At 66.0% G+C, this 20842-nt stretch carries 23 protein-coding genes and 1 tRNA gene; 13 read left to right on the top strand and 11 right to left on the bottom strand.

Annotated features, from left to right (window positions below):
- Positions 1-27 precede the first annotated feature (27 nt).
- Both ACLBYA_RS24105 and ACLBYA_RS24100 read right to left on the bottom strand, forming a co-directional pair.
- Positions 28-420: a flagellar hook-length control protein gene (locus ACLBYA_RS24105; protein ID WP_447711974.1), complete on the bottom strand. Its 393-nt coding sequence runs from the start codon at positions 418-420 to the stop codon at positions 28-30.
- A complete protein-coding gene (locus tag ACLBYA_RS24100) occupies positions 417-896 on the bottom strand; it encodes a hypothetical protein (protein WP_447711973.1) in 480 nt (159 codons plus the stop codon). Before ACLBYA_RS24100 ends, ACLBYA_RS24105 begins: the two co-directional genes overlap by 4 nt.
- Positions 897-1040: 144 nt before the next feature.
- Here ACLBYA_RS24100 and ACLBYA_RS24095 point away from each other — a divergent pair, with 144 nt between their 5' ends.
- Entirely contained in the window at positions 1041-1364 is a 324-nt protein-coding gene (locus tag ACLBYA_RS24095) for a DUF732 domain-containing protein (protein WP_447711972.1), read from the top strand.
- Between the two features lie 293 nt (positions 1365-1657).
- On the opposite strand, the gene ACLBYA_RS24090 is transcribed toward ACLBYA_RS24095, so the two are convergent.
- The 3 genes from ACLBYA_RS24090 to ACLBYA_RS24080 form a co-directional block, all read right to left on the bottom strand.
- Positions 1658-4036, bottom strand: a complete 2379-nt coding sequence (locus tag ACLBYA_RS24090) for an AAA family ATPase (protein ID WP_447711971.1) — start codon at positions 4034-4036, stop codon at positions 1658-1660.
- A 76-nt stretch (positions 4037-4112) separates the two neighbouring features.
- Entirely contained in the window at positions 4113-4322 is a 210-nt protein-coding gene (locus tag ACLBYA_RS24085) for a helix-turn-helix transcriptional regulator (RefSeq protein WP_447711970.1), read from the bottom strand.
- 96 nt (positions 4323-4418) lie between these two features.
- Entirely contained in the window at positions 4419-4637 is a 219-nt protein-coding gene (locus ACLBYA_RS24080; protein WP_447711969.1) for a helix-turn-helix transcriptional regulator, read from the bottom strand.
- Between the two features lie 367 nt (positions 4638-5004).
- Here ACLBYA_RS24080 and ACLBYA_RS24075 point away from each other — a divergent pair, with 367 nt between their 5' ends.
- Both ACLBYA_RS24075 and ACLBYA_RS24070 read left to right on the top strand, forming a co-directional pair.
- Positions 5005-5232, top strand: coding sequence for a hypothetical protein (locus ACLBYA_RS24075; RefSeq protein ID WP_447711968.1), 228 nt, complete (start codon positions 5005-5007; stop codon positions 5230-5232).
- A 5-nt stretch (positions 5233-5237) separates the two neighbouring features.
- Complete coding sequence (locus ACLBYA_RS24070) at positions 5238-6473, top strand: tyrosine-type recombinase/integrase (protein ID WP_447712047.1); 1236 nt, start codon at positions 5238-5240, stop codon at positions 6471-6473.
- Positions 6474-6522: 49 nt separating this feature from the next.
- Here the strand turns inward: ACLBYA_RS24070 and ACLBYA_RS24065 are convergent.
- Positions 6523-6596 (bottom strand) — tRNA-Leu (locus tag ACLBYA_RS24065).
- 110 nt (positions 6597-6706) lie between these two features.
- Between ACLBYA_RS24065 and ACLBYA_RS24060 the strand changes: the two genes are divergently transcribed.
- The 10 genes from ACLBYA_RS24060 (at position 6707) to ACLBYA_RS24015 (ending at position 15768) form a co-directional block, all read left to right on the top strand.
- Positions 6707-7333 carry an ANTAR domain-containing response regulator gene (locus ACLBYA_RS24060; RefSeq protein ID WP_447711967.1) on the top strand — a complete coding sequence of 209 codons (627 nt, stop codon included), beginning with the start codon at positions 6707-6709 and terminating at the stop codon, positions 7331-7333.
- 202 nt (positions 7334-7535) lie between these two features.
- Positions 7536-8747 carry a branched-chain amino acid ABC transporter substrate-binding protein gene (locus ACLBYA_RS24055; protein ID WP_447711966.1) on the top strand — a complete coding sequence of 404 codons (1212 nt, stop codon included), beginning with the start codon at positions 7536-7538 and terminating at the stop codon, positions 8745-8747.
- 92 nt (positions 8748-8839) lie between these two features.
- Entirely contained in the window at positions 8840-9850 is a 1011-nt protein-coding gene (locus tag ACLBYA_RS24050) for a branched-chain amino acid ABC transporter permease (protein WP_447711965.1), read from the top strand.
- A 61-nt stretch (positions 9851-9911) separates the two neighbouring features.
- On the top strand, positions 9912-11090 hold the full coding sequence (locus ACLBYA_RS24045) for a branched-chain amino acid ABC transporter permease (protein WP_447711964.1): 1179 nt from the start codon (positions 9912-9914) through the stop codon (positions 11088-11090).
- Complete coding sequence (locus tag ACLBYA_RS24040; protein ID WP_447711963.1) at positions 11087-11947, top strand: ABC transporter ATP-binding protein; 861 nt, start codon at positions 11087-11089, stop codon at positions 11945-11947. The genes ACLBYA_RS24045 and ACLBYA_RS24040 overlap by 4 nt, the downstream gene beginning before the upstream one ends.
- Positions 11931-12680: an ABC transporter ATP-binding protein gene (locus ACLBYA_RS24035; RefSeq protein WP_447711962.1), complete on the top strand. Its 750-nt coding sequence runs from the start codon at positions 11931-11933 to the stop codon at positions 12678-12680. The genes ACLBYA_RS24040 and ACLBYA_RS24035 overlap by 17 nt, the downstream gene beginning before the upstream one ends.
- 47 nt (positions 12681-12727) lie before the next feature.
- On the top strand, positions 12728-13399 hold the full coding sequence (locus ACLBYA_RS24030; protein WP_447711961.1) for a response regulator transcription factor: 672 nt from the start codon (positions 12728-12730) through the stop codon (positions 13397-13399).
- Positions 13400-13403: 4 nt separating this feature from the next.
- On the top strand, positions 13404-13820 hold the full coding sequence (locus tag ACLBYA_RS24025; protein WP_447711960.1) for a response regulator: 417 nt from the start codon (positions 13404-13406) through the stop codon (positions 13818-13820).
- Positions 13805-15112: a sensor histidine kinase gene (locus tag ACLBYA_RS24020; protein WP_447711959.1), complete on the top strand. Its 1308-nt coding sequence runs from the start codon at positions 13805-13807 to the stop codon at positions 15110-15112. The genes ACLBYA_RS24025 and ACLBYA_RS24020 overlap by 16 nt, the downstream gene beginning before the upstream one ends.
- A 149-nt stretch (positions 15113-15261) precedes the next feature.
- Positions 15262-15768 (top strand): hypothetical protein, encoded by a 507-nt coding sequence (locus tag ACLBYA_RS24015; RefSeq protein ID WP_447711958.1) that lies wholly within the window; start codon positions 15262-15264, stop codon positions 15766-15768.
- 1 nt (position 15769) lies between these two features.
- Here the strand turns inward: ACLBYA_RS24015 and ACLBYA_RS24010 are convergent, their stop codons facing one another.
- The 5 genes from ACLBYA_RS24010 to ACLBYA_RS23990 form a co-directional block, all read right to left on the bottom strand.
- Entirely contained in the window at positions 15770-16672 is a 903-nt protein-coding gene (locus tag ACLBYA_RS24010) for a 2-hydroxyacid dehydrogenase (RefSeq protein WP_447711957.1), read from the bottom strand.
- Positions 16669-17415 (bottom strand): DUF1684 domain-containing protein, encoded by a 747-nt coding sequence (locus ACLBYA_RS24005; RefSeq protein WP_447711956.1) that lies wholly within the window; start codon positions 17413-17415, stop codon positions 16669-16671. Before ACLBYA_RS24005 ends, ACLBYA_RS24010 begins: the two co-directional genes overlap by 4 nt.
- Before the next feature lie 90 nt (positions 17416-17505).
- Positions 17506-18711, bottom strand: a complete 1206-nt coding sequence (locus tag ACLBYA_RS24000) for a lipid-transfer protein (RefSeq protein WP_447711955.1) — start codon at positions 18709-18711, stop codon at positions 17506-17508.
- The gene (locus tag ACLBYA_RS23995) at positions 18708-19148 is read right to left on the bottom strand and encodes a Zn-ribbon domain-containing OB-fold protein (RefSeq protein WP_447711954.1); all 441 of its coding nucleotides are present in this window, start codon (positions 19146-19148) and stop codon (positions 18708-18710) included. Before ACLBYA_RS23995 ends, ACLBYA_RS24000 begins: the two co-directional genes overlap by 4 nt.
- Positions 19149-19202: 54 nt before the next feature.
- Positions 19203-20738, bottom strand: coding sequence for an Ig-like domain-containing protein (locus tag ACLBYA_RS23990; RefSeq protein WP_447711953.1), 1536 nt, complete (start codon positions 20736-20738; stop codon positions 19203-19205).
- Between the last annotated feature and the right edge of the window lie 104 nt (positions 20739-20842).

Genomic DNA, 20842 nt, shown 5'->3' with positions numbered 1-20842 from the left:
CTGACTCTCCCGTCGAACACGGCGCTGTCACAACGCATCCCGCGAATCGCCGGCAGGCGACTCGCTGTCTGCACCAGGGCTGGCGTTATCGGGGCTGTACGGCCCGCTGGCCGACGTTCCGACCTCGCTGGTGTTCTCGGAAGGGTCCGGGACCGGGGAGGGCTCACCGGCTCGCCTGCGGCCCACCGCCACCCACTCGGACAGTTCATCGGCCGGCACTCCACCCAGTGCGAGCACCTGGCGCGCCACGTCGACCTGCACGGGCCACAGCGGGTCTGCCGGTCCGGCAACGGTTCCGAACAACTCGCGACACTCCTCGGTCACCACAGCATCGAGTGCTGCCGGGTCGAGCCGGCCCTCGGCCGCGTCGCGGGCGACTGCAGCCGCGGACTTGATCACAGCATCCACCGGTGTGCTCATTTGATGACCTCTCCCTCGATGACTTCGGGCCTGGCAGCGATAGCCGGTGTGCGATTCGCGGCCAGCGCCAACAGCTCGGCCTCCATCCGATCGATGATCGCCGTCGCGTCCTGGTGCACGGTCACGTCGACCTGTTGAGCAACAGGCACATTGAGCCCGTTCAGCTTCGCAATCTCGGCCGTCGTGCTTCGCAGCTCCCGCGACACCGCCACCAGACGGTCGTCGTCGCCGCGCTCCCGGGCCTCGAACAGCCGCTCGGCCAGGATGGTGCTGGTGATCTGGAGACGTTCTGTGGCGGACCGACGCGCGGTTTCGGGAGACTCTGCAGGCGTGCGGTCCAGATGCCGGTTCACTGCGGTCTGAGCTGCACCTGCGCTGCGGTACTGCAGATGATCCGCAATCGCTCTCCAGGTGTAGCCCAGCGACCGGAGACGAAACGCCTGCGCAGCCCGGTCACGGCTGTCGCGGTGGGGCATTACCGGGGCCATAGGTACGCATTTAATACGCAATAGGTGAAACGACCGGGCGGGAGCGCGCTACGCTCCCGCTACTTGAGGTCCGATTCGGGGAGGTCAACGATGGGAACAGCCACGCAGAGAGGGGTCACCAGAACCCTTGCGTTGTCATCGATCGCGTGCGGATTCGCCGCCATGCTCACCGCCGCCCCAGCGTCTGCGGACAACAACTCCTACCTCAACCGAATGAACGAGCTCGGCCTGAGTTCCGAGCTCGGCCCGGCCGGTCTCCTGCAGACGGGCAAGGGTGCCTGCTCGGCCCTCTCACCGAACGCCGGCCTGATGTTCGGCCGCCACCCCAACTGGGTCGCCCAGATGGTCTGGGAAAGCAACCCCATGCTCGAACGTAACGAGGCCAGCCTGTTGGTCAACGCCGCCATCGACAACCTCTGCCCCGGCGTGAACCCGTTCGGTTACGCCGCCGTCTGACCGGCGTTCATCGATCCCAGCCGCTCGCGCGCGACCTCTCGTGTTGCGATCTTTACGATCATTGACGCTGACCTGTGCGTTTCGGTGTATGAGAAGCGCGATCTTTGAGCGATCCATGGACGACGGATCTGCGATCTATAGAGCACGAAATGCGATCTATCGTGTTGGCTCAACGATCGCAGACCGCGCGAAGATCGCACGCAAAGATCGCCAAAGGATCGCACGTATCTGCGCAGGTCACACCAAGGATCGCATTGATCGCACGAGCGTACACGCGGGCGCGTGCGAGAGCGTCACTCGCGCTTGATCTTCCAGAAGGTTCGCGACGCTCGGCCATACCCTTCCTTGCGGGTACTGATCTTGGGGTCGCTGCACCTGTTGCGCGCATCGGTCAGCTGCTTTCCCTTGTACCCTTCGGCTTCTCCGGCTGCGACCACGTCGGCAGAATCGACCTCACCGGTCTGCTCGTCGGCATGCTCGGTGATGTAGTCGATGATGAATTGCGCCGCGTCGCTCCTGCGGCGTCTCGGCCGCCGTTCGTCGGCCAGCATGTCCTCCACCGTGCGCTGCGCAATGCCGGTGAACCGGAATAGTCCGGTCGACGTTTTGCCTGTCGGTGTGTCGATCACCTCGGATTGGATCTCGTACACCAACGACGGCAGGTCACACCGCCCCGTCGAGTTCTTACGCTGACTGAAGACGCGTTCGTCGCCATCGTCGGCGAACACGAACACCGCCCGCGGGATGTCCTTGAACGCTCCACTGCCAGTGATACGGCTCAATGAATCCAGACCGGACGCCTTATTGAAATGTGCGATGCCGACCACGGCAGCTCCGGTCCGGTCGGCCATGGCGGCCAACGGCTCCAGGGCGGTGCGGACATCTCGACTCCCGTTCGCGTCGAGCCCTTGCCCCAGTGTGCTCATCAGCGGATCGACAACCACCAGGGCAACCCCATTGTCGATGATGGCTTGCGTCAACAGCTCGGTGTCGTCGGGAAGGCTCAGAGTGACTACGGCGCCCTTGTGCTGAACAACTTCGATGCGGCCGACCTTGCGCATGTCGGCGCCGGCCGCCATCAGTCGCGGGACAAGGGTGTGTTTCCAGGAGTCCTCGGTCGCCAGATAGAACACGGCCTTGGGTTGGCCGTAGTGAGCGCCTGGCAGCGTGCCCCGCGTGACCCTGGCGGTGAGCCATATTCCGAAGCTCGACTTGCCTGAGCCCTCGCGCCCGGCTGCGATGGACACCATCCCGCAAGCAATTCGACCGTCTGTCTCGACCTCGGGAGCAGTCCACGTACGCCCCTTGGCGACACTGGCGATGTCGTCCACGAACATCGGATCGGGCGCAGATCCCGCCGGGCTGCCAGGCGTCCATGTGTTCGCGGCACTGATGTCGACCCACAGCCACGGCACCGGCTCCGGCTCTATCTCAGACGCCCAGGTGAGTTGAAGTCGGCGCTTGGATGCAGGTGTGTTCTGGCGGATCTGACCGCCGCCGTTGCGCGCGCTCAGCGTCACAATGTCGTCCGCGTCGTGCAGGTCCAGATCCTCCATGGCGGCTCCCAGATCGTTGTCATAGTGGATCGCGGCGACCGCTCGTAGCCGGGTCAGGTGTGGGCCGTAATCCTGCACTGCTTGGTCGAACGGTTCGATATCGTGGTCAGTCCAGATGTGCAGGCACGGGTCCGCCGAATCGAATACCGGACAACCCGGTTCGTGCGCGGTAGCCGACTTGTCCGAGCCGTGGGCGCCTGGCGCGGTCCAGATGTCGCACCCACAGTTGTGGGTCGTGCCGGCTGGCGTCCAGTCCGTCGGCGAGAGAATCTGCGCCCACGTGACCGTTGCGCCCCATCGGGCAATCGGGTCATCCGCACTACGGTGCCGCGCACGGCATGCGCGGTCAGCGTGTTCCTGCCCACGGGTACAGATCGCGTCGAGCAGCCAGGCCGGGGCCGGCATACACACACCGACAGCCTTGTATTCGCCCTCTTTTCGAGTCGATGGCGGGACAAGAACGTAGCGGCGGTTCCACAACACCGCGAATCCATCCGCCGTATTGCCCGACGAAGGCCAGGTCAACGCGCCCAGGTTCGTGGGCAGGTTGACCCCTTCCGGCACCGTGAAGTAGAAGTGCCCGCAGCCCGGATCGTGAGCCCAGTTGCCCTCGGCATCCTGCGATCCGGGCGACTCCACCGTCACCGGCATGTTCTCCGGCGCCGCAGCGATGTCCAGTAACGCTACAAGCTGGCTGGTGGTGTCGCAGTCGACCACAATCAAGCCGCTGCCTCCGACCTCGACGGCCAGGTTAATCGCGACCTCGTCACCGAACGCCTTGATGTACTCGTCAAGATATCCGTTCGCGCCGATGAGCACAGTCGCGTCGGTAGTCGCCAACGTAAGACCAGACGGGCTCGGCACCGCAGACCAGTTGCGCCGTCCCGCTTCGTGAGCTTGCGCCTGGGCGGCCCTGTCGTCGGCCAGCTTCCGTCGAACAGTGCGGCCGTCAAAGGGCTTCTTTGTGCCCGGATAGATCAACATCACCGCGACCCCGGCGTCACACAATGTCGCGATGTACTGCCGTACGGCGTCGTGGTCGCTGGCGTCGGGCGCTTGGTGCAGCAGAGCCGTCAACTGGTCGGCGCGGGTCGCCTCGGTACTAGAATGGGTCACGTCATTCCTTGTTGCAGGGGGATGTAGCGGTGAAAGCGCCGGCCCGGTAGAGGCATCCCGGGCCGGCGCGCTGTCTTTAGGCCTGGTCTTCGGTCGGCACGCGTAGACCCTCCAGCCAGGCGTCTAAATCCGAGACTCGATAGCGCACACGATTACTCGCGACCCGGATGTACGCCGGGCCGGTTCCATCACGGCGCCACGTTCTCAGCGTCTCCGGGCTCATGTTCAGGTACTTCGCCGCCGCGGTCGGATCAAGGATCGGGATGACGGTCACGGTGTCGGCCATGGTGTGCTCCTATGCAGGGGATTGGTTGCGTAGCGCAGACCGTACTCACTGGGTGCGCACACGGGCACGACACTTCCGTGCCGAAAGGTACTGTCTTCAAGAGTGATTCGGCGTCACAGTGTTGGCATCGAGGTAGGCGCGGATATCGCTGGCGCGATAACGGATGCGCCGGCCGTCGCGGATGAACTTCGGGCCAACGCCCTTGAATCGCTCCTGGGCCAGCACGCCGGTAGTCGTGCCGCGGTACTCGGCTACCTCATGCGGTGTGAGTAGTTCATCGAGCGCGGCAGGGATCGGAGCCTGGGATCTGGACATGACGAAACCTCCACAACGTGGTCATGGTTTCGCAGTCCAGAACGATGCGGACCTCTGAGCGGCACGGTCCTCGTGCGAACTGCGCGGACCTGCATGCAGGCCCAGCGGGCAAGGTGCTCCCACCATGGCCCGGGTCTGCCGGGGTGGCGGGACGGTCGCTCGGTGGCTCAGATTCACAGGATGCGCGACCGTGCGTCGACGCTAACACAGACTCATGGCGAATGAACCGAACAAACCGCCGAGCGTTTCAGATCAATTGCCCAGTGGGGCAATGACTTTACCTTCGGGCACGGTGTAGTCGTCGTATGTCGCCGGGTGCGAAAGCCTTGTTTGACGAACAATGTTTGTCGGTCGTACGCTCGGTAGCGTGACCAAGACGATTGCGGAGCGTGACGACCTGACGCGTCGGGCATTCGCCGCATACTTCCGCTCGGGCGGGACCGACCAGCCGACGCGGGGGAGCGGGGTAGTGGAGCGCGACGGAAAGCTTTACGTCGTCCTCGGTAGCGCCCGCGGCATTCTGGCCGTCTATCGCGTGCGCAATGACGGCATGCTGCGCCGCATGCGGCGGTGGCCCTCGGATTTGGTGGCCTGATCGCGGTGGCCTCGATCAAGAAGTACCCCACCGAGAAGGGCGACCGGTACCGGGTCCAGTACCGCACACCGGACAACCGGGTGACGCAGCGCCGCGGTTTCAAAACCAAGAAGGACGCAGAGGATTTCGCGGCCACCGTGCATGTGTCGAAGCTGCGTGGCGAGTACATCGATCCCGCCGCCGCGCAAATCACCATCGGTGAACTCGGCCCCGACTGGTTGGCGCGCCGGACGCATCTCAAGCCGTCAAGTCGGCGCGTCGAAGAGGTTGCGTGGCGCGTGCACGTCGAACCGAAGTGGGGCAGAACCAAGCTGGCCGATCTGCGGCACAGCGCGGTCAAATCGTGGGTGGCCGACATGGGGCGCGAGAAGCGCAACGCCGATGGTGAGGTGGTCAGGAAAGCGGCCGGCCCGGTGACGGTCATCAGGGCACATGCGGTGCTGGCCGGCATTCTCGATGATGCGGTGGCCGACCGTCGCATCCTGACCAACCCGGCGCGCAAGGTGAAGATGCCGCGCAAGGTGCGTGGGGATCACAACTACCTGACCGACGAACAGGTGATGGCCCTGGCCGAAGAGGCGGCGGCCGGACGCGGCGGCCACGACAAGGGCGTGATCATCCTGGTTCTCGCGTACTGCGGCTTGCGGTGGGGCGAGCTGGCCGGACTGCACGTTGCCGATATCGACCCGCTGCGCCGTCGCATCCATGTCCGGCGCAATGCGGTGAATGTCGGTGGAACCGTCGAAGTCGGAACCCCGAAGACTCACGAGCGGCGCATCGTGCCGATGCCGAAGTTCGTCGCTGAGCTCGTGGCCGGTGTGTGCCGAGGAAAGCCCCGTGACGCGGTCGTGTTCCCGGCGGCCGGCGGTGGCTACGCAAAGTCGCCTGGGGCTCACACCTGGTTCGAAGGGGCGGTGACTCGGTGCCGCAACACCGCCGACGAGGCGCGCGCGGCAGAGGCCAAAGCCAATCCGGACGCCGACCCGACCACCCTTGAATTCCCGCGCGTCACGCCACACGACCTCCGGCACACCGCCGCGTCACTGGCTGTCTCGGCCGGTGCCAACGTGAAAGCAGTTCAGAAGATGCTCGGTCACGCCTCGGCCGCGATGACGCTGGATACCTACGCCGACCTGTTCGACCGGGACGCAGAGGCGGTTGCTGACGCGCACGACCTGCGTCTATCGGCTGCGGGACTTGCAGCCAAAATGCAGCCAAAACCGGCAATCGGTGGCGTCTGATGATCTCGAATATGGCGCTGACCTGCACGTACGATGTCAAGTGATTGAGTGCCCTCGGTGAGATTCGAACTCACACTGCACGGGTTTTGAATCCGTTTCCTCTGCCAGTTGGGATACGAGGGCAAGCGTTCCTGCGGTCTACCACCTTAAGGGATGCCGCGACCGTCGCTGACCACCACCTCGCCACGCCGTCGTTAACCCCGCGGTCGCCCCCCGTCGACAATCGCGACACAATGGCATCCATGACCGACGCCCCCGCATCACGCCGTGTGCTCATCGCCGAAGACGAGGCGCTGATCCGAATGGACCTCGCAGAGATGCTGCGCGAGGAAGGGTATGAGGTCGCCGGCCAGGCCGGAGACGGCCAGGAGGCGGTCGACCTCGCGGAGAGCCTCAAACCCGATCTGGTGATCATGGACGTCAAGATGCCGCGGCGCGACGGTATCGACGCCGCCTCCGAGATCGCCTCCAAGCGCATCGCCCCGATCGTCATCCTGACGGCGTTCTCCCAGCGTGAGCTCGTCGAGCGAGCCCGCGACGCAGGTGCTATGGCCTATCTGGTCAAACCGTTCTCCATCACCGACCTGATTCCGGCCATCGAACTCGCGGTCAGCCGGTTCAGTGAGATCGCGGCGTTGGAGAACGAGGTCGCGACGCTGTCCGAGCGGTTGGAGACGCGCAAGCTGGTGGAACGGGCCAAGGGTTTGCTGCAGTCGAACCAGGGGATGACCGAACCCGAGGCGTTCAAGTGGATCCAGCGCGCCGCCATGGATCGGCGCACCACCATGAAGCGTGTCGCCGAGGTGGTGCTGGAGACCCTCGACTCGCCCGGCGGCGACCCGGCAACGGCAGACAAATAACGCCGTCAACAGGCACTCCCGGTTAAGTCTGCGTTTCCGGCCCCGCTTTTTACGCGTTTCACCCGGCCGATCCGCGCGACGCGTCGCCGAACATCACGCGACGGCGCGATGTTGTGGCTAAGGTCAGCGGCGAAGCATCGCCGCCCCGGTTGTTCCGACCGGAACGAAGATGCCGAATGACACAGGGAACCGGAGGTGAGACGTGCGCGGTCACGTGGCACGCAAGGCATTTGCGCTCGGGGGCGCCGGACTGATGGCGCTGGCGATTGCCGGCTGCACTCAGAGCACGCCCGAAGAAGAAGCGGCACAGACGAATCTGAGCATCGTCGAGAAGGTACAGATCGACGAGAACGGCGGCGAGGTGGCGGCCTCAAGCGGCGCTGCGCCCGCAGACCCGGCCGGTGACGGCTCGGCCACCTGCCCGCCGGTGTCCATCGCCATGGCCGGCGCGCTCAACGGCCCGGATGCGGCGCTGGGCATCAACATCAAGAACGGTGTGCAGCTGGCCATCGACAAGCACAACGAGGCCAACCCGGGCTGCCAGGTGCAGCTCAAGCCGTTCGACACCGAGGGTGACCCCCAGAAGGCGTCCAACATCGCCCCGCGCATCGTCGAGGACCAGTACACGATCGGCCTCGTCGGCCCGGCCTTCTCCGGTGAGACCAAGGCCACCGGTGACGTGTTCAACCAGGCCGGACTGGTGGCCACCACCGCGTCGGCCACCAACGTGGACCTTTCCAAGAACGGCTGGCAGACCTTCTTCCGTGGGCTGGCCAACGACGGCGTGCAGGGTCCGTCGGTCGCCAACTACCTGAAGAACAGCCTGAGCCACCAGAAGGTCTGCGTCGTCGACGACAGCACCGACTACGGCCTCGGTCTGGCGACCGCCGTGCGCGACACGCTGGGCCCGGTGGCCGATCCCGCGTGCAACATCTCGGTCAAGAAGGGCGACAAGGACTTCGCCGCCGCCGTCACCCAGATCAACGGTGCGGCACCGGACTCGGTGTTCTTCAGTGGCTACTACGCCGAGGCGGCACCGCTGGTACAGCAGCTGCGTGACGGTGGCTTCGAGGGCATCTTCGCCAGCGCCGACGGCACCAAGGACCCGGAGTTCGTCAAGCAGGCCGGCGAGTCCTCCAAGGGTGCGGTGCTGGCCTGCCCGTGCGGCCCGGCCACTGGAACCTTCGCCGAGGAGTACGAGGCGAAGTTCGGCCAGGAGGCCGGTACCTACAGCGCCGAGGGTTATGACCTGGGCACCATCCTGCTCAAGGGCATCGATTCGGGTGCCATCACCCGCCCGGCGCTGCTGGACTTCGTCCGCAACTACAAGGGGCAGGGCATCGCCCGCGAGTACCAGTGGACGCCCGAGGGTGAGCTCACCACGACGCTCATCTGGATCTACGACGTCCAGTAACGATTGACCCGAAGCGCGTCCGGGAGCGCATGGCCCCCGGACGCGCTTCGGTCGTCTCAGGCACCTGCACACGCTGAGGAGCTCACCACCGGATGAATCTGGCCGCCAACATCAACTTCAACGTCGGGGCGCTGGTAGACAGTTTCTGGCAGTTGACGATCGACGGCCTGTCGTGGGGCGCGATCTACGCCCTGGTCGCCGTCGGCTACACCCTGGTCTTCGGCGTGCTCCGACTGATCAACTTCGCGCACTCCGAGATCTTCATGCTCGGCATGTTCGGTGCCTACTTCGCCCTGGACATCATCCTGGGCTTCACCCCGAGCGGTAACGCCTACAACCGGGGCGTCGCGCTGACGATCCTGTACCTCGGTGTGGCCATGCTTTTCGCGATGCTGGTCTCCGGTGCCGGTGCGGTCGGCCTGGAGTTCATCGCCTACCGCCCGTTGCGCAAACGCAACGCCCGCGCGCTGACCTTCCTGATCACCGCCATCGGCATGTCCTTTGTGCTGCAGCAGTTCGTGCTGTTCATCCTGCCGACGCTGATCCCCGGTTACGGTGGCCCGAACGCGCAACAGCCCATCGTGCTGGTGCAACCCAAGACCCAGTTCGAACTGTTCGGTGTGGCGATCTCCAACACCACCATCGTCATCATCGGTGCCGCCCTGGTGCTGGCGCTGCTGACCGACCTGGCGCTCAACCGGACCAAGCTGGGCCGCGGCGTCCGTGCCGTGGCCCAGGACCCGAACACCGCCACCCTGATGGGTGTTTCGCGGGAACGGGTCATCATGACGACCTTCCTCATCGGTGGCCTGCTGGCCGGTGCGGCGGCGCTGCTGTACACGTTGAAGGTGCCCCAAGGCATCATCTACTCCGGTGGATTCCTGTTGGGTATCAAGGCCTTCTCGGCGGCCGTGCTCGGCGGTATCGGCAACTTGCGCGGCGCATTGCTGGGTGGTCTGTTGCTCGGTGTCATGGAGAACTACGGCCAGGCCGTGTTCGGCACGCAGTGGCGCGATGTCGTCGCCTTCGTGCTGCTGGTGCTGGTGTTGTTGGTCAGGCCGACCGGCATCCTCGGTGAGAGCCTCGGAAAGGCACGCGCATGAGCGAAGCTTGCGGAGCGAATCGACAGATTACATACGAGACCCGAGCCTGCGAGGTCATCGCATGAGCGACGCTCGCACCAAATCTGCCGGCGCTTGGGCCAAGGTCATGGATTGGTGGGACGGTCTCAACCGCCCGCAGAAGTGGATCTTCGGCGTACTGCTGTTCGCCGGATTGGCCCTGTCGCCGTTGTTCAAGCCGGGGTTCATCGACACCCCCGGCATCAGCTTCGGCGGCACCATGGCCCAGTTCGCCATGATCGCCATCATCGCGATCGGGCTCAATGTTGTTGTCGGACAGGCCGGTCTGCTCGACCTGGGCTATGTCGGGTTCTACGCGGTGGGTGCCTATACGGTGGCGCTGCTGACCAGCCCGGAGAGCCCGTGGAACCAGATGAGCGCCTCCGGTTTCTTCAGCACCCCGTGGGCCTGGCTGTCGTGTCTGCCCATCGCGATGGCGATCACCGCGCTCAGTGGGCTGATCCTGGGCACCCCGACACTGCGTCTGCGCGGTGATTACCTGGCCATCGTCACCCTGGGTTTCGGCGAGATCATCCGACTGCTGGCCGACAACCTGTCCGACGTCACCAACGGGCCGCGTGGTCTCAACGAGGTGGCCTTCCCGCACTTCCTGGAAAGTGAGCAACACCCTCAAGGCGTGTTCTCGGTGTCCAACGCCGGTGGTGACACGAACTACGGCACCTGGTGGTTCTGGCTGGGGCTGGTCCTCATCGTCATCATCCTGCTGCTGGTCGGCAATCTGGAACGCAGCCGGGTGGGACGGGCCTGGATCGCTGTCCGCGAGGATGAGGACGCCGCAGAGGTCATGGGCGTCAACGCCTTCAAGTTCAAGCTGTGGGCCTTCACGATCGGTGCCGCCATCGGCGGGCTGTCCGGGGCGCTGTACGCCGGGCAGGTGCAGTACGTGGCGCCGCCGACGTTCAACATCATCAACTCGATGTTGTTCCTGTGCGCGGTGGTGCTCGGCGGGCAGGGCAACAAGCTCGGCGTGATCTTGGGCGCCTTCATCATCGTGTACCTGCCGAACCGGTTGCTGGGTGTGCATTTCATGGGTATCGACATGGGCAACCTGAAGTACCTGTTCTTCGGTCTGGCGTTGGTGGTGCTGATGATCTTCCGACCCCAGGGCTTGTTCCCGGCGCGCCAGCATCTGCTCACCTATGCCAAGGCCGCCCGTGACCTGTTACGTAAACAGCCGACCGATACGGAGCCGGCGAAATGACCTCAGCGGAAAACGAACCCGAGGTGTTCGAGAATGTCGCCGAGATCGCGAGTGTGCACCGTGACATCCAGGCCGACGAGGGCGAAGTCCTGTTGCAGACCAACGATCTCACCGTGAAGTTCGGTGGCCTCACCGCCCTGGACGCGGTCACCTTCAACATCAAGCGTGGCGAGATCCTCGGACTCATCGGGCCCAATGGCGCGGGCAAGACCACCTGCTTCAACGCCATCACCGGTGTCTACCGGCCCAGCTCGGGATCGGTGGTGTTCGACGGGTCGACGATCGGGCGGATCAAACGGCATCAGATCACCCGGCTCGGCATCGCCCGCACCTTCCAGAACATCCGGCTGTTCGGCGAGATGACGGCGCTGGAGAACGTCATGGTGGGCACCGACGCCCGGCATTTCACCTCGGTGCCGGGCGCGTTGATCCGCTCACCCCGGCACCGGCGCGAGGAGCGCTCGGCCATCGAACGTTCCGCTGCACTCCTGCATTTTGTGGGTATCGCGCACCGCGGCGAGGAGAAGGCCAAGAACCTGCCCTACGGCGATCAGCGGCGCCTGGAGATCGCCCGTGCGCTGGCCACCGAGCCCAAGCTGCTCTGCCTGGACGAACCCGCCGCCGGGTTCAACCCCAGCGAGAAGTCGGCGTTGATCGAACTGATCCAGAAGATCCGCGACGACGGTTACACCGTGCTGCTGATCGAACACGATATGCGCCTGGTGATGGGGGTGACCGACCGAATCGTGGTGCTGGAGTTCGGTCGCAAGATCGCCGACGGACTACCGCACGAGATCCGTGAGAACCCGGCGGTCATCGCCGCCTACCTGGGGGTACCCGATGACGAACTCGCCTGACACCGACACCCGGCCGGTCCTGCTCGAGGTGCGCGATATCGTCGTGCATTACGGCCGGATCAAGGCTCTGCACGGAGTGTCGCTCACCGTGCACCAGGGCGAGCTGGTCACCCTGCTCGGCTCCAACGGCGCCGGCAAGACCACCATGATGCGCGCCATCTCCGGCCTGCTGTCGTTGACCTCGGGATCGGTCTGGTTCGACGGTGCCGACATCAGCAAGGTCAAGGCGCACAAGCGGGTTGCCGACGGTCTGATCCAGTCGCCCGAAGGACGCGGCGTGTTTCCGGGGATGACCATCATCGAGAATCTTGAAATGGGCTGCTACGGGCGGAAATTCCCGTCGAAGGCCGAGCATGACGAGAAGCTGGACTGGGTGCTCACGACGTTCCCGCGGCTGGCCGAGCGGCGTAGCCAGGTGGGCGGCACGCTCTCCGGTGGCGAGCAGCAGATGTTGGCGATCGGCCGCGCGCTGATGGCCCGGCCGAAAGTGCTGCTGCTCGACGAACCGTCGATGGGGTTGGCGCCCATGGTGATATCGCAGATCTTCCGGATCATCTCCGAGATCAACCAGCAGGGCACCACCGTGCTGCTGGTCGAGCAGAACGCGCAGCAGGCGCTGAGCCGTTCCGACCGCGCCTACATCTTGGAGACCGGCGAGGTCACCCGGACCGGCGTGGCGAAAGACCTACTGGCCGACGACAGCATCCGGGCCGCCTACCTCGGCGTCGCCTGAGTCGACGATGCCGCCCGAATCGGCGCGGATGCGGCGATAATGGCGCCGTGAGTGACATCTCGATCGTCATCGCCGAGGATTCGCTGCTCGTGCGTGACAGTGTCACGCGGGCACTGTCGACCATGCCCGAGGTCAGCGTGGTCGGGATCGCCGAGAACCATGACACCGCGGTCGAACTGGTCGACATCCACCGGCCCACCATCTTGATGACCGATGTCCGGATGCCGCCGACCTCGACCGATGAGGGGATCCGGTTGGCGCGCTGGGTGCGTGGCGCCCATCCCGACATCGGCGTGATCGTGCTGTCGAACTACGCCGAGCCGTCGTATGCGGCGGGCCTGCTGGAGGGCGGCACCGCACACCGGGGTTACCTGCTCAAGGAGCGGGTGGCGCATTTCGACGAGCTCGCCGAGGCCGTCCGGCAGGTGGCCGCCGGGGGCACCGTGTTGGATCCGCTGGTCGTCGAGGCACTGTTGGCCCAGCCCCGGTCGGCGCCGGCGCTGGCCCGGCTGACCGCCCGGGAACGGGAGGTGCTGGGCGAGTTGGCGACAGGGTTCAGCAATCGGACCATCGCGGCGCGGCTGGTGCTGTCCCAGCGTGCGGTGGAGAAACACATCAACGCGATCTTCGCCAAGCTGGGGCTCACCGTCGACGATGCGGTGGACCGGCGGGTGAAGGCGGTGTTGATGTTCCTCGACGACCGTGGCTCCGCAAACTAGTGGTGTGTACACCCTGGTACCGGGCTGTCCGGCCGGGCACGATGACGAGGTGGACGAGCAGCGGATCCGCGTCTGGGTGGTCGACGACCAGGCCAGCTTTCGCCGTGCCACCGCCGCTACGCTGAACGCGATGCCCGATTTTGTCATGGCGGGCGAATGCGAGACCGGTGAGACGGCCATCGAGCGGATCGGCACCGACGGTGCCGATATCGTGCTGATGGACATCCACATGCCGGGGATCGGCGGTATCGAGGCCGCCCGCCGGATCTGCTCCGCCCGTGCTGATCTCATGGTGGTGCTGATGTCGACCTATGACGCCGAGGATCTGCCCGCTGCCGCCGCGCACTGCGGGGCACGCTCCTATCTGCGCAAGGAACGTCTGAGCCCGGACGTGCTGAGGCGGATATGGCGCGGCAGGTGACGCTGCGCGCCGCGGCCGGGTCGGTGCCGCGCTGGCGGGCACCGGAAACACTGATCGGAGCGCTGCGCAGATCGTCCACCCGGTTCGGCCACGACCTGATCCACCGGTTCCGGGACGAACGTTTCCAGGTGTTCCTCGTCGGTCATTTCGCGATGTGGTTCGGCGCCGGGGTGGTACTGCCCATGTGGGAGTACATCTGGATGTACCGCTCGCCCTGGTTTCTGGTGCTGACCGGCATCTCGGTGGTGCATTCCGCGGTGATCGTGTATGCCATCGGACTGGCCCGGCGCGGACGCTACGAGCTGTCGATCACGCTGGTGTGTATCGGCAACTGGACCGGCGTCCTGGTCGTCGTCTATGTCTCCCCGCCGCTGCTCGCCGTGATGGCCGTCGCCGCAATGCTTCCGGTCACCTTCGCGGAGTCTTACGTGCGGTGGCAGCGCGGGTTGGTCTTCGTCGGGATCACCGCGGTGTGCCTGGTCTGCCTCGGTGCGCTGGCACGGTTCACCCCGCCCAACGACGCCAACCTGAACTCACCACGCTGGGTGGAGACGGCGTTCGTCATCATCGGACTGTTCGTCGTCGGGCTCAATCTCATGGTGATCGTGTGGAACAACGCTGCCGCGCTGCGCACCTCGGAGACTCATCTGGCCGAGCATGCCGCCGAACTCGCGGCATCGCGCACCCGGCTGAGTGCCGCCGCCGACGAGGAACGCCGGCGCATCGAACGCGATCTGCACGACGGCGCTCAGCAACACCTTGTCGGTCTGTCCGTGTTGATCCAGTTGGCCCGCAACGCCGATGGCGATGACCGCCGGCAACTGCTCACCGACGCCGGGGAACTGGTGGATAGCGCGATCGTCGAGATCCGCCGACTGGCGCACGGTATCTACCCGCCGTTGCTCATCAGCGGGGGGCTGCCCGAGGCACTGCCCGCGCTGGCGGCGCGGGCACCCATCTCGGTGCACCTTGACCTCGTCGGCCTGGCACGCTACCTGCCTGCGGTCGAGGCGGCGCTCTACTACTGCTGTAGCGAAGCGCTGCAGAACGCCGCCAAACACGGCGGCCCTGCTGTCACGGCCAGCATCACCGGCCGGGTCGACGCGCAGCAACTGCGACTCGAGATCGTGGACACCGGACCGGGTTTCGACGGCGCGACCATCGGTATGGGCCTGACGAACATGACCGATCGGCTCTCGGCGATCGGTGGCAGTCTGTCCGTCGACGGGAACACCGGGGCAGGCACCCGCATCACCGCCACCGTGTCCAATCCTGCGGTCATCGCCAGCTAGGGGTGTACACACCACCGCAGATCTGGTGGTGCACATGGTGTCCATCGAGGCCACATCGCCGCAGTATTGCGGTACAGCAAAAAGCTGTTCGGGCAACATGTTCGAGCTGGGGGGCTGACATGTCGAGTTCATATCTTCCGACGGGAACCGTGACACTGCTGGCGGTCGACGCGACAACCGCGGCACCGGTGACCGGTCGCAGGCTGCCGGCCCTGGTGCACGCGCATCACGGTGTGTGCGTCGCCGCGGAACGGCGCGGCGCCTACGTGGTGGCGTTCGCCCGGGCGGGGGAGGCGGTGGCCTGCGCGGTCGATCTGCACGCCGCGGTGACGCCGCCGATTCGCCTGCGGATCGGCATCCACAGCGGGCAGATCCGCCCGGGTGTGCCCGACGACGATTTCGGTCCGACCATGCTGCGGGCGATCAGCCTGCGTGACATGGCGGTCGGTGGTCAGATCGTGTTGTCGTCGGCCATCACCGATCTGGTGGGCGAGGCACTGCCCGCCGGGACCCGGCTGACGGGTCTGCACCGACCCGCCGCAACCGCACACAATGAGCCGGTGTGGCAGCTGTGCGTGCATGGCGGCGCGCCGCGGAATGCGTCGGTGGGGCAAACCGCGCCGCGGATCACGCCGCGCTGGATGACCCGGTGCTAGGTCAACCGCCGGCCACCACATTGTCCGGTCGTCCGCCGGCGGCGAAGGTCGCGATCTGGCGTGCCGCCACCGCCCAGGCACGCTCGGCGGCGCCGGCGGTGCTGCCGGCCACGTGTGGGGTCAGCAGCAGACCCGGCGCCGAGAACAGCGGGTGGCCGGTCGGCAGCGGCTCGGGGTCGGTGACATCCAGTGCGGCGCGCAATCTTCCGGACGTCAGTTCGGTCAGCAGGGCGTCGGTGTCCACCGCCCCGCCCCGCCCGGCGTTGACGACGACCGCACCGTCGGGCAGGGCGGCAAGGAAGTCGGCGTCGATGATGTGGTGGGTGTCGGCGGTCGCCGGCAGCACCGAGACCACGGCGTCGGCCCCCGGTAGCAAAGCCCGTACGTCGGCCAGGGTGTGCACACCCGGTCGAGCGGTGCGCCCGACCAGTGTGACCGACACCTCGAACGGGGCCAGCCGGGCGGCGAGATTGACCGCCAGATCGCCGGCACCCAGCACCACGACCCGCTTGCCGATCAGGGTGTCGGTGAACCGCGGGCTCCACACACCGGCCGCCTGCCGCTCGGCGAAGTGGTTCAGGTCCCGATAGAGGGCCAGCAGGGCGGCCACCACCCATTCGGCGGTAGAACCACCATGGGCGCCACGGCCATTGGACAGCAGCACGCCGTCGGGCAGCCAGGGCAGCCACTGTTCGTAGCCGGCACTGAGCGTCTGCACCAGACGTAGCCGCGACAGCTCGGGAAAGCGGGCGCCGGTGGCGGGCGCATTCTCGTAATCGACCACGACCACCGGCGCATCGACCGGCCAGGCCTGCCCGGGCTGATAGCGGACGGGTTCCAGACCGGGGTGTTCACCGAGAACCTTGACGCCGATATCGTCGGGAACCAGCACCTGTACCGTCATCGCGGATTCTTCTCGCCCGCCTCGACGGCGACGGTCAACCGGTTCCCCGGCGGCGCCACCGGGCAGGTCGCGAAATCGGTGAACGAGCACGGCAGGTTGGCCGACCGGTTGAAGTCGAGTTCCACGGTGCCGTCGGGCCCGGGCGTCGGTATGGCGAGTGATCGTGCGCCGGGGTAAGTCGTCACACCGCTGGTCGCGTCCGTGAACAACACACCCAGCGCACCGTCGGGTTTGCCGAACACCACCAGTTGCTCCTGCCTGCCGTCGATCTCGAAGTCGACGGTGCCGACGGCGGTGTGGTGGTGCTCCAGGCCCTCGACGACCGCCCCGGTGGTGACACTGTGGGACTGCGGATAGGCGGTGAACCGGCCCGTAACCCGCCACCGCGCGTCGGGCGCAAATGCGGGAATGCCCCGATATTGCGCCAGGAAGGGCGATTCGGGGTCGTGGACCCGCAATGCCACCGACCCCGTTCGGCGAATCACCTCGATACGCCGCCGGCCGTCCTCGACGAGCAGTCCCGGTGCGCCCTCGACGGGTTCCAGCCGCTCGGTGCCGGCGAGCCCATCGACGTACACCGCATCCGCGTCGGCGCGCCACCGCCCGGGCAGATCGGCCACCGTCTCGAACTCCTCGGTCAGCCAGTACAAACCGGTCAGGCTCACCCAGCCCAGCGGGTCGGCGAAATACCGTTCCCGGTCGGCATGCCACTGCTGCCATTCGGTGTCGAGAGTGGAGGTCATGCTGCCAGGTTTCCGCCCACCGGAGGACGGCGCAATGATTCGGCTCACGCAACGTCCAACCTCGCGGCGCCGCCGTGGTGTTCCGGTGGGTCAGCGGGCGACGACGACCGAGGAGCCGTGGCCGAACAGGCCCTGGTTGGCGGTGACGCCGACGGTGGCGTTCTCGACCTGGCGGCCGGTGGCCCGGCCCTTGAGTTGCCAGGACAGTTCGCAGACCTGGGCGATGGCCTGGGCGGGGATGGCCTCACCGAAGGATGCCAGGCCGCCGGAGGCGTTGACCGGGATGCGGCCGCCGATGCTGGTGGCTCCGCTGCGCAGCAGCTGTTCGGCCTCCCCTTTCGGGCACAGGCCGAGGTGTTCGTACCAGTCGAGTTCCAGGGCAGTGGACAGGTCATAGACCTCGGCCAGGGACAGGTCTTCGGGACCGATACCCGCTTCGGCGTAGGCGGCGTCGAGGATCTGGTCTTTGAACACGCGGTCGGGTCCGGGGATTACGGCCGTGGAGTCGGTGGCGATGTCGGGCAGTTCGGGTAGGTGCTGGGGGTATTGCGGGGATTGCAGGCTGACCGCGCGGACCGAGGGCACCCCGGCCAGTGAGCCGAGGTGCTTCTCGGCGAAGGCTTTGGAGGCGACGATCAGGGCGGCGGCGCCGTCGGAGGTGGCGCAGATGTCGAGCAGGCGCAGCGGATCGGAGACGACGGGGGAGGCCAGCACGTCGTCGACGCTGGCTTCCTTGCGGTAGCGCGCGTACGGGTTGTCGAGGCCGTGGCGGGCATTTTTGACCTTGACGTTGGCGAAGTCTTCCAGGGTGGCGCCGTAGAGGTCCATGCGGCGCCGCGCCAGCATGGCGAAGTAGACGGTGTTGGTGGCGCCGATCAGGTGGAAGCGTTGCCAGTCGGGATCGTTCTTGCGTTCGCCGCCGACGGGGGCGAAGAAGCCTTTGGGGGTGGTGTCGGCGCCGATGACCAGGGCGACGTCGCAGAAGCCGGCCAGGATCTGGGCGCGGGCGCTCTGCAGGGCTTGGGAGCCTGAGGCGCAGGCGGCGTAGCTGGAGGTGACGGGGATGCCGTTCCAGCCGAGTTTCTGGGCGAAGGTGGCGCCGGCGACGAAGCCGGGGTAGCCGTTGCGGATGGTGTCGGCGCCGGCCACCAACTGGATTTGGCGCCAGTCCAGGCCGGCCTCGGCCAGGGCGGCGCGGGCGGCGACGACGCCGTATTCGGTGAAGTCGCGGCCCCATTTGCCCCAGGGGTGCATTCCGGCTCCCAGAATGTAAACAGGGGATGTATCGGCACTCATTTGGCGATCCTCCAGGCGTGGGTGGTGCGCACCACGCCGTCGTCGTCGGTGTAGAGCGCCATGGTGGTCAGTTCCATCGACATGCCGACCTGTAGGTCGGCGGCCAGGGTGCCTTCGACGACTTTGCCGAGCACGATCAGTCCCTCGTCGGCCAGTTCCACGGCGGCGACGGCGAACGGTTCGAAGGGATCTGGGGACGGATACGGCGGGGGTGGGGCGTAGCGGTTTTCGGTGTAGCTCCACACGGTGCCGGTTCGCGAGAGCGGGACCAGGGCCAGGGTGTCGCTGTCACAGCCGGGGTTGGGGCAGTTGTTCTCCCGCGGCGGGAACACGTAGGTGGCGCATGCGGTGCACTTGCCGCCGATCAGATGAGTGTCACCGGCGTCATCGGTGGCGAACCACCCTTCGACCGCGGGCGCTGTGGTTGCTGCTGGCACGAGCGTCAGACTATCCCGTCCAGCGGCAAAACTGAAACGTGTTGCAGTTCGATGTCAGACGACGCCGATGGAGGCGGGCGTGGGATCGGTGTTACCCCATCCGACGCCGTCGACGGACTGTCGGACGCTGCCGTAGGACTCGGGGACATACCCGACGAACAGGTGGAACTGGCCGAAGATGGGTTGCAGTGCTGTGCGGACGGCCTTCTCGATGATCTGGCCGAGCCCGTGATAGTGCTCGTCGGCGTTGGCCTCCACCACATCGATGTAGAACCACCCGGTGGTGGGCTGGCTGAGCGCCAGTTCGGACGGTGTCAGCGTGTAGTTGCCGTTCTGGTCGATGGTCAATGTGCTGCCGTATGACGGCCGGGACACCGAGTAGACCAGCGGATCGCCGTCGGCGTCGACGGCGATGACCCGGCCGCTGTAGGTGCCGTCGGCGTTGCGCGTCGGGACGCTGTAGCCGGTGATCTGGGGTCGGGTGTTGAAGTACTGTCGCTGGATGTTCTGCAGGAATGCCTGCAGTGGGTTCGCGGTCGTGGCCGGTGCTGCGGTCATCTTTACGGCCGCCCGCTCGGCGATCATCAGATTCGGTGTGGGATCGGTGTTGCCCCATGGTGTGGACGGCAGGACGACCCGGTCGAAGGCGTAGTACTCGGGCACGTAGTCGACATAGAGGCGGAACTGCCCGAAGATCGGCTGCAGGGCATTTCGGATGGCCTTCTCGAAGACTCGGTGGATTCCGTGGAAGTGCTCGCCGGCGTTCGCCTCGACGACATCGAAGGTCAGTTCGCCGGTGCCTTCCCGGGTGAGTGCATACGCCGACGGGGTCAGCGTGTAGTTGCCGTTCTGTTCGATGGTCAGGTTGCTGCCGAACGGGGCCCCGTTCCTGACGGAGTAGACGAGCGGGTCGCCGTCGGCGTCGGTGGCGTAGATCTGGCCGCTGTAGGTGCCGTCGGCGTTGCGCGTCGGGACGCTGTAGCCGGTGATCTGGGGTCGGGTATTGAAGTACTGCCGCTGGATGTTGCGAAGGAAGTCCTGGAGGGCCTGACCGGCCGTCACCAATGGATTCGCCGGTGCGGCATTGGCTTTGGCGGTCGGTGTGATCGTCGGTTCGGCGACTTCGACGGTGGTCACGGCCGCCGACCGGATGGACGGTGCCTCGGCGTCGGTGGACTCGTCGGCGACCGCCGGGGTGACCGTCCCGGCACGCTTGCGTGGCGTCTCGGCCGCCACCTGGTCGTGCAGGCTCGCCGGCTCGGCCGACGTCCGGGAACTCTTCTGCAGGCGTGGCTTCTTCCTCGGCGCGGTGGCGGCCTCTTCGGAGTCCTGCGACTCCTCGGAATCGGTTACCGCCGACTTCTTTCCGGTGTCGCCCTGTCCACTCGCCGACGTACCGGTCGAGGAATCGCCTGCGGTGCTGTCACCGGCGCTCGACGATGCCGATGCCCCGCCGGATTCTCCGGTCTCGGCCACGGCGACCGCGGTTCCGGTGGTCAGTGCCGCACCGATGCCCAGGGTGACGACGCCGGCTCCCAACCACACTGTCACCGCCAGCGGTTCCCTGTTCCGACGATGCCGACCGGCCATGACGAATCCTCCCCCGAGAGATGTATTGCATAGCTAACTATCATGTAGCGGGGTCCTGGGCAATAGTTTTCGTGCTTTGTTCAGCTGAAGTGTGCCGCCGCCTG

This window comes from Mycobacterium sp. C31M (genome assembly GCF_053345865.1).
The sequence above is the reverse complement of the archived record's forward strand: the minus strand, read 5'-3'. Positions and strand labels throughout refer to the sequence as shown.

Excerpts from the sequence above, each read along its gene's own strand:
- ACLBYA_RS24105 (WP_447711974.1), bottom strand. The coding sequence starts at position 420 with ATGAGCACACCGGTGGATGCTGTGATCAAGTCCGCGGCTGCAGTCGCC.
- ACLBYA_RS24100 (WP_447711973.1), bottom strand. The coding sequence starts at position 896 with ATGCCCCACCGCGACAGCCGTGACCGGGCTGCGCAGGCGTTTCGTCTC.
- ACLBYA_RS24085 (WP_447711970.1), bottom strand. The coding sequence starts at position 4,322 with ATGGCCGACACCGTGACCGTCATCCCGATCCTTGATCCGACCGCGGCG.
- ACLBYA_RS24080 (WP_447711969.1), bottom strand. The coding sequence starts at position 4,637 with ATGTCCAGATCCCAGGCTCCGATCCCTGCCGCGCTCGATGAACTACTC.
- ACLBYA_RS24060 (WP_447711967.1), top strand. The coding sequence starts at position 6,707 with ATGGCATCCATGACCGACGCCCCCGCATCACGCCGTGTGCTCATCGCC.
- ACLBYA_RS24050 (WP_447711965.1), top strand. The coding sequence starts at position 8,840 with ATGAATCTGGCCGCCAACATCAACTTCAACGTCGGGGCGCTGGTAGAC.
- ACLBYA_RS24045 (WP_447711964.1), top strand. The coding sequence starts at position 9,912 with ATGAGCGACGCTCGCACCAAATCTGCCGGCGCTTGGGCCAAGGTCATG.
- ACLBYA_RS24040 (WP_447711963.1), top strand. The coding sequence starts at position 11,087 with ATGACCTCAGCGGAAAACGAACCCGAGGTGTTCGAGAATGTCGCCGAG.
- ACLBYA_RS24035 (WP_447711962.1), top strand. The coding sequence starts at position 11,931 with ATGACGAACTCGCCTGACACCGACACCCGGCCGGTCCTGCTCGAGGTG.
- ACLBYA_RS24020 (WP_447711959.1), top strand. The coding sequence starts at position 13,805 with ATGGCGCGGCAGGTGACGCTGCGCGCCGCGGCCGGGTCGGTGCCGCGC.
- ACLBYA_RS24010 (WP_447711957.1), bottom strand. The coding sequence starts at position 16,672 with ATGACGGTACAGGTGCTGGTTCCCGACGATATCGGCGTCAAGGTTCTC.
- ACLBYA_RS24005 (WP_447711956.1), bottom strand. The coding sequence starts at position 17,415 with ATGACCTCCACTCTCGACACCGAATGGCAGCAGTGGCATGCCGACCGG.
- ACLBYA_RS24000 (WP_447711955.1), bottom strand. The coding sequence starts at position 18,711 with ATGAGTGCCGATACATCCCCTGTTTACATTCTGGGAGCCGGAATGCAC.
- ACLBYA_RS23990 (WP_447711953.1), bottom strand. The coding sequence starts at position 20,738 with ATGGCCGGTCGGCATCGTCGGAACAGGGAACCGCTGGCGGTGACAGTG.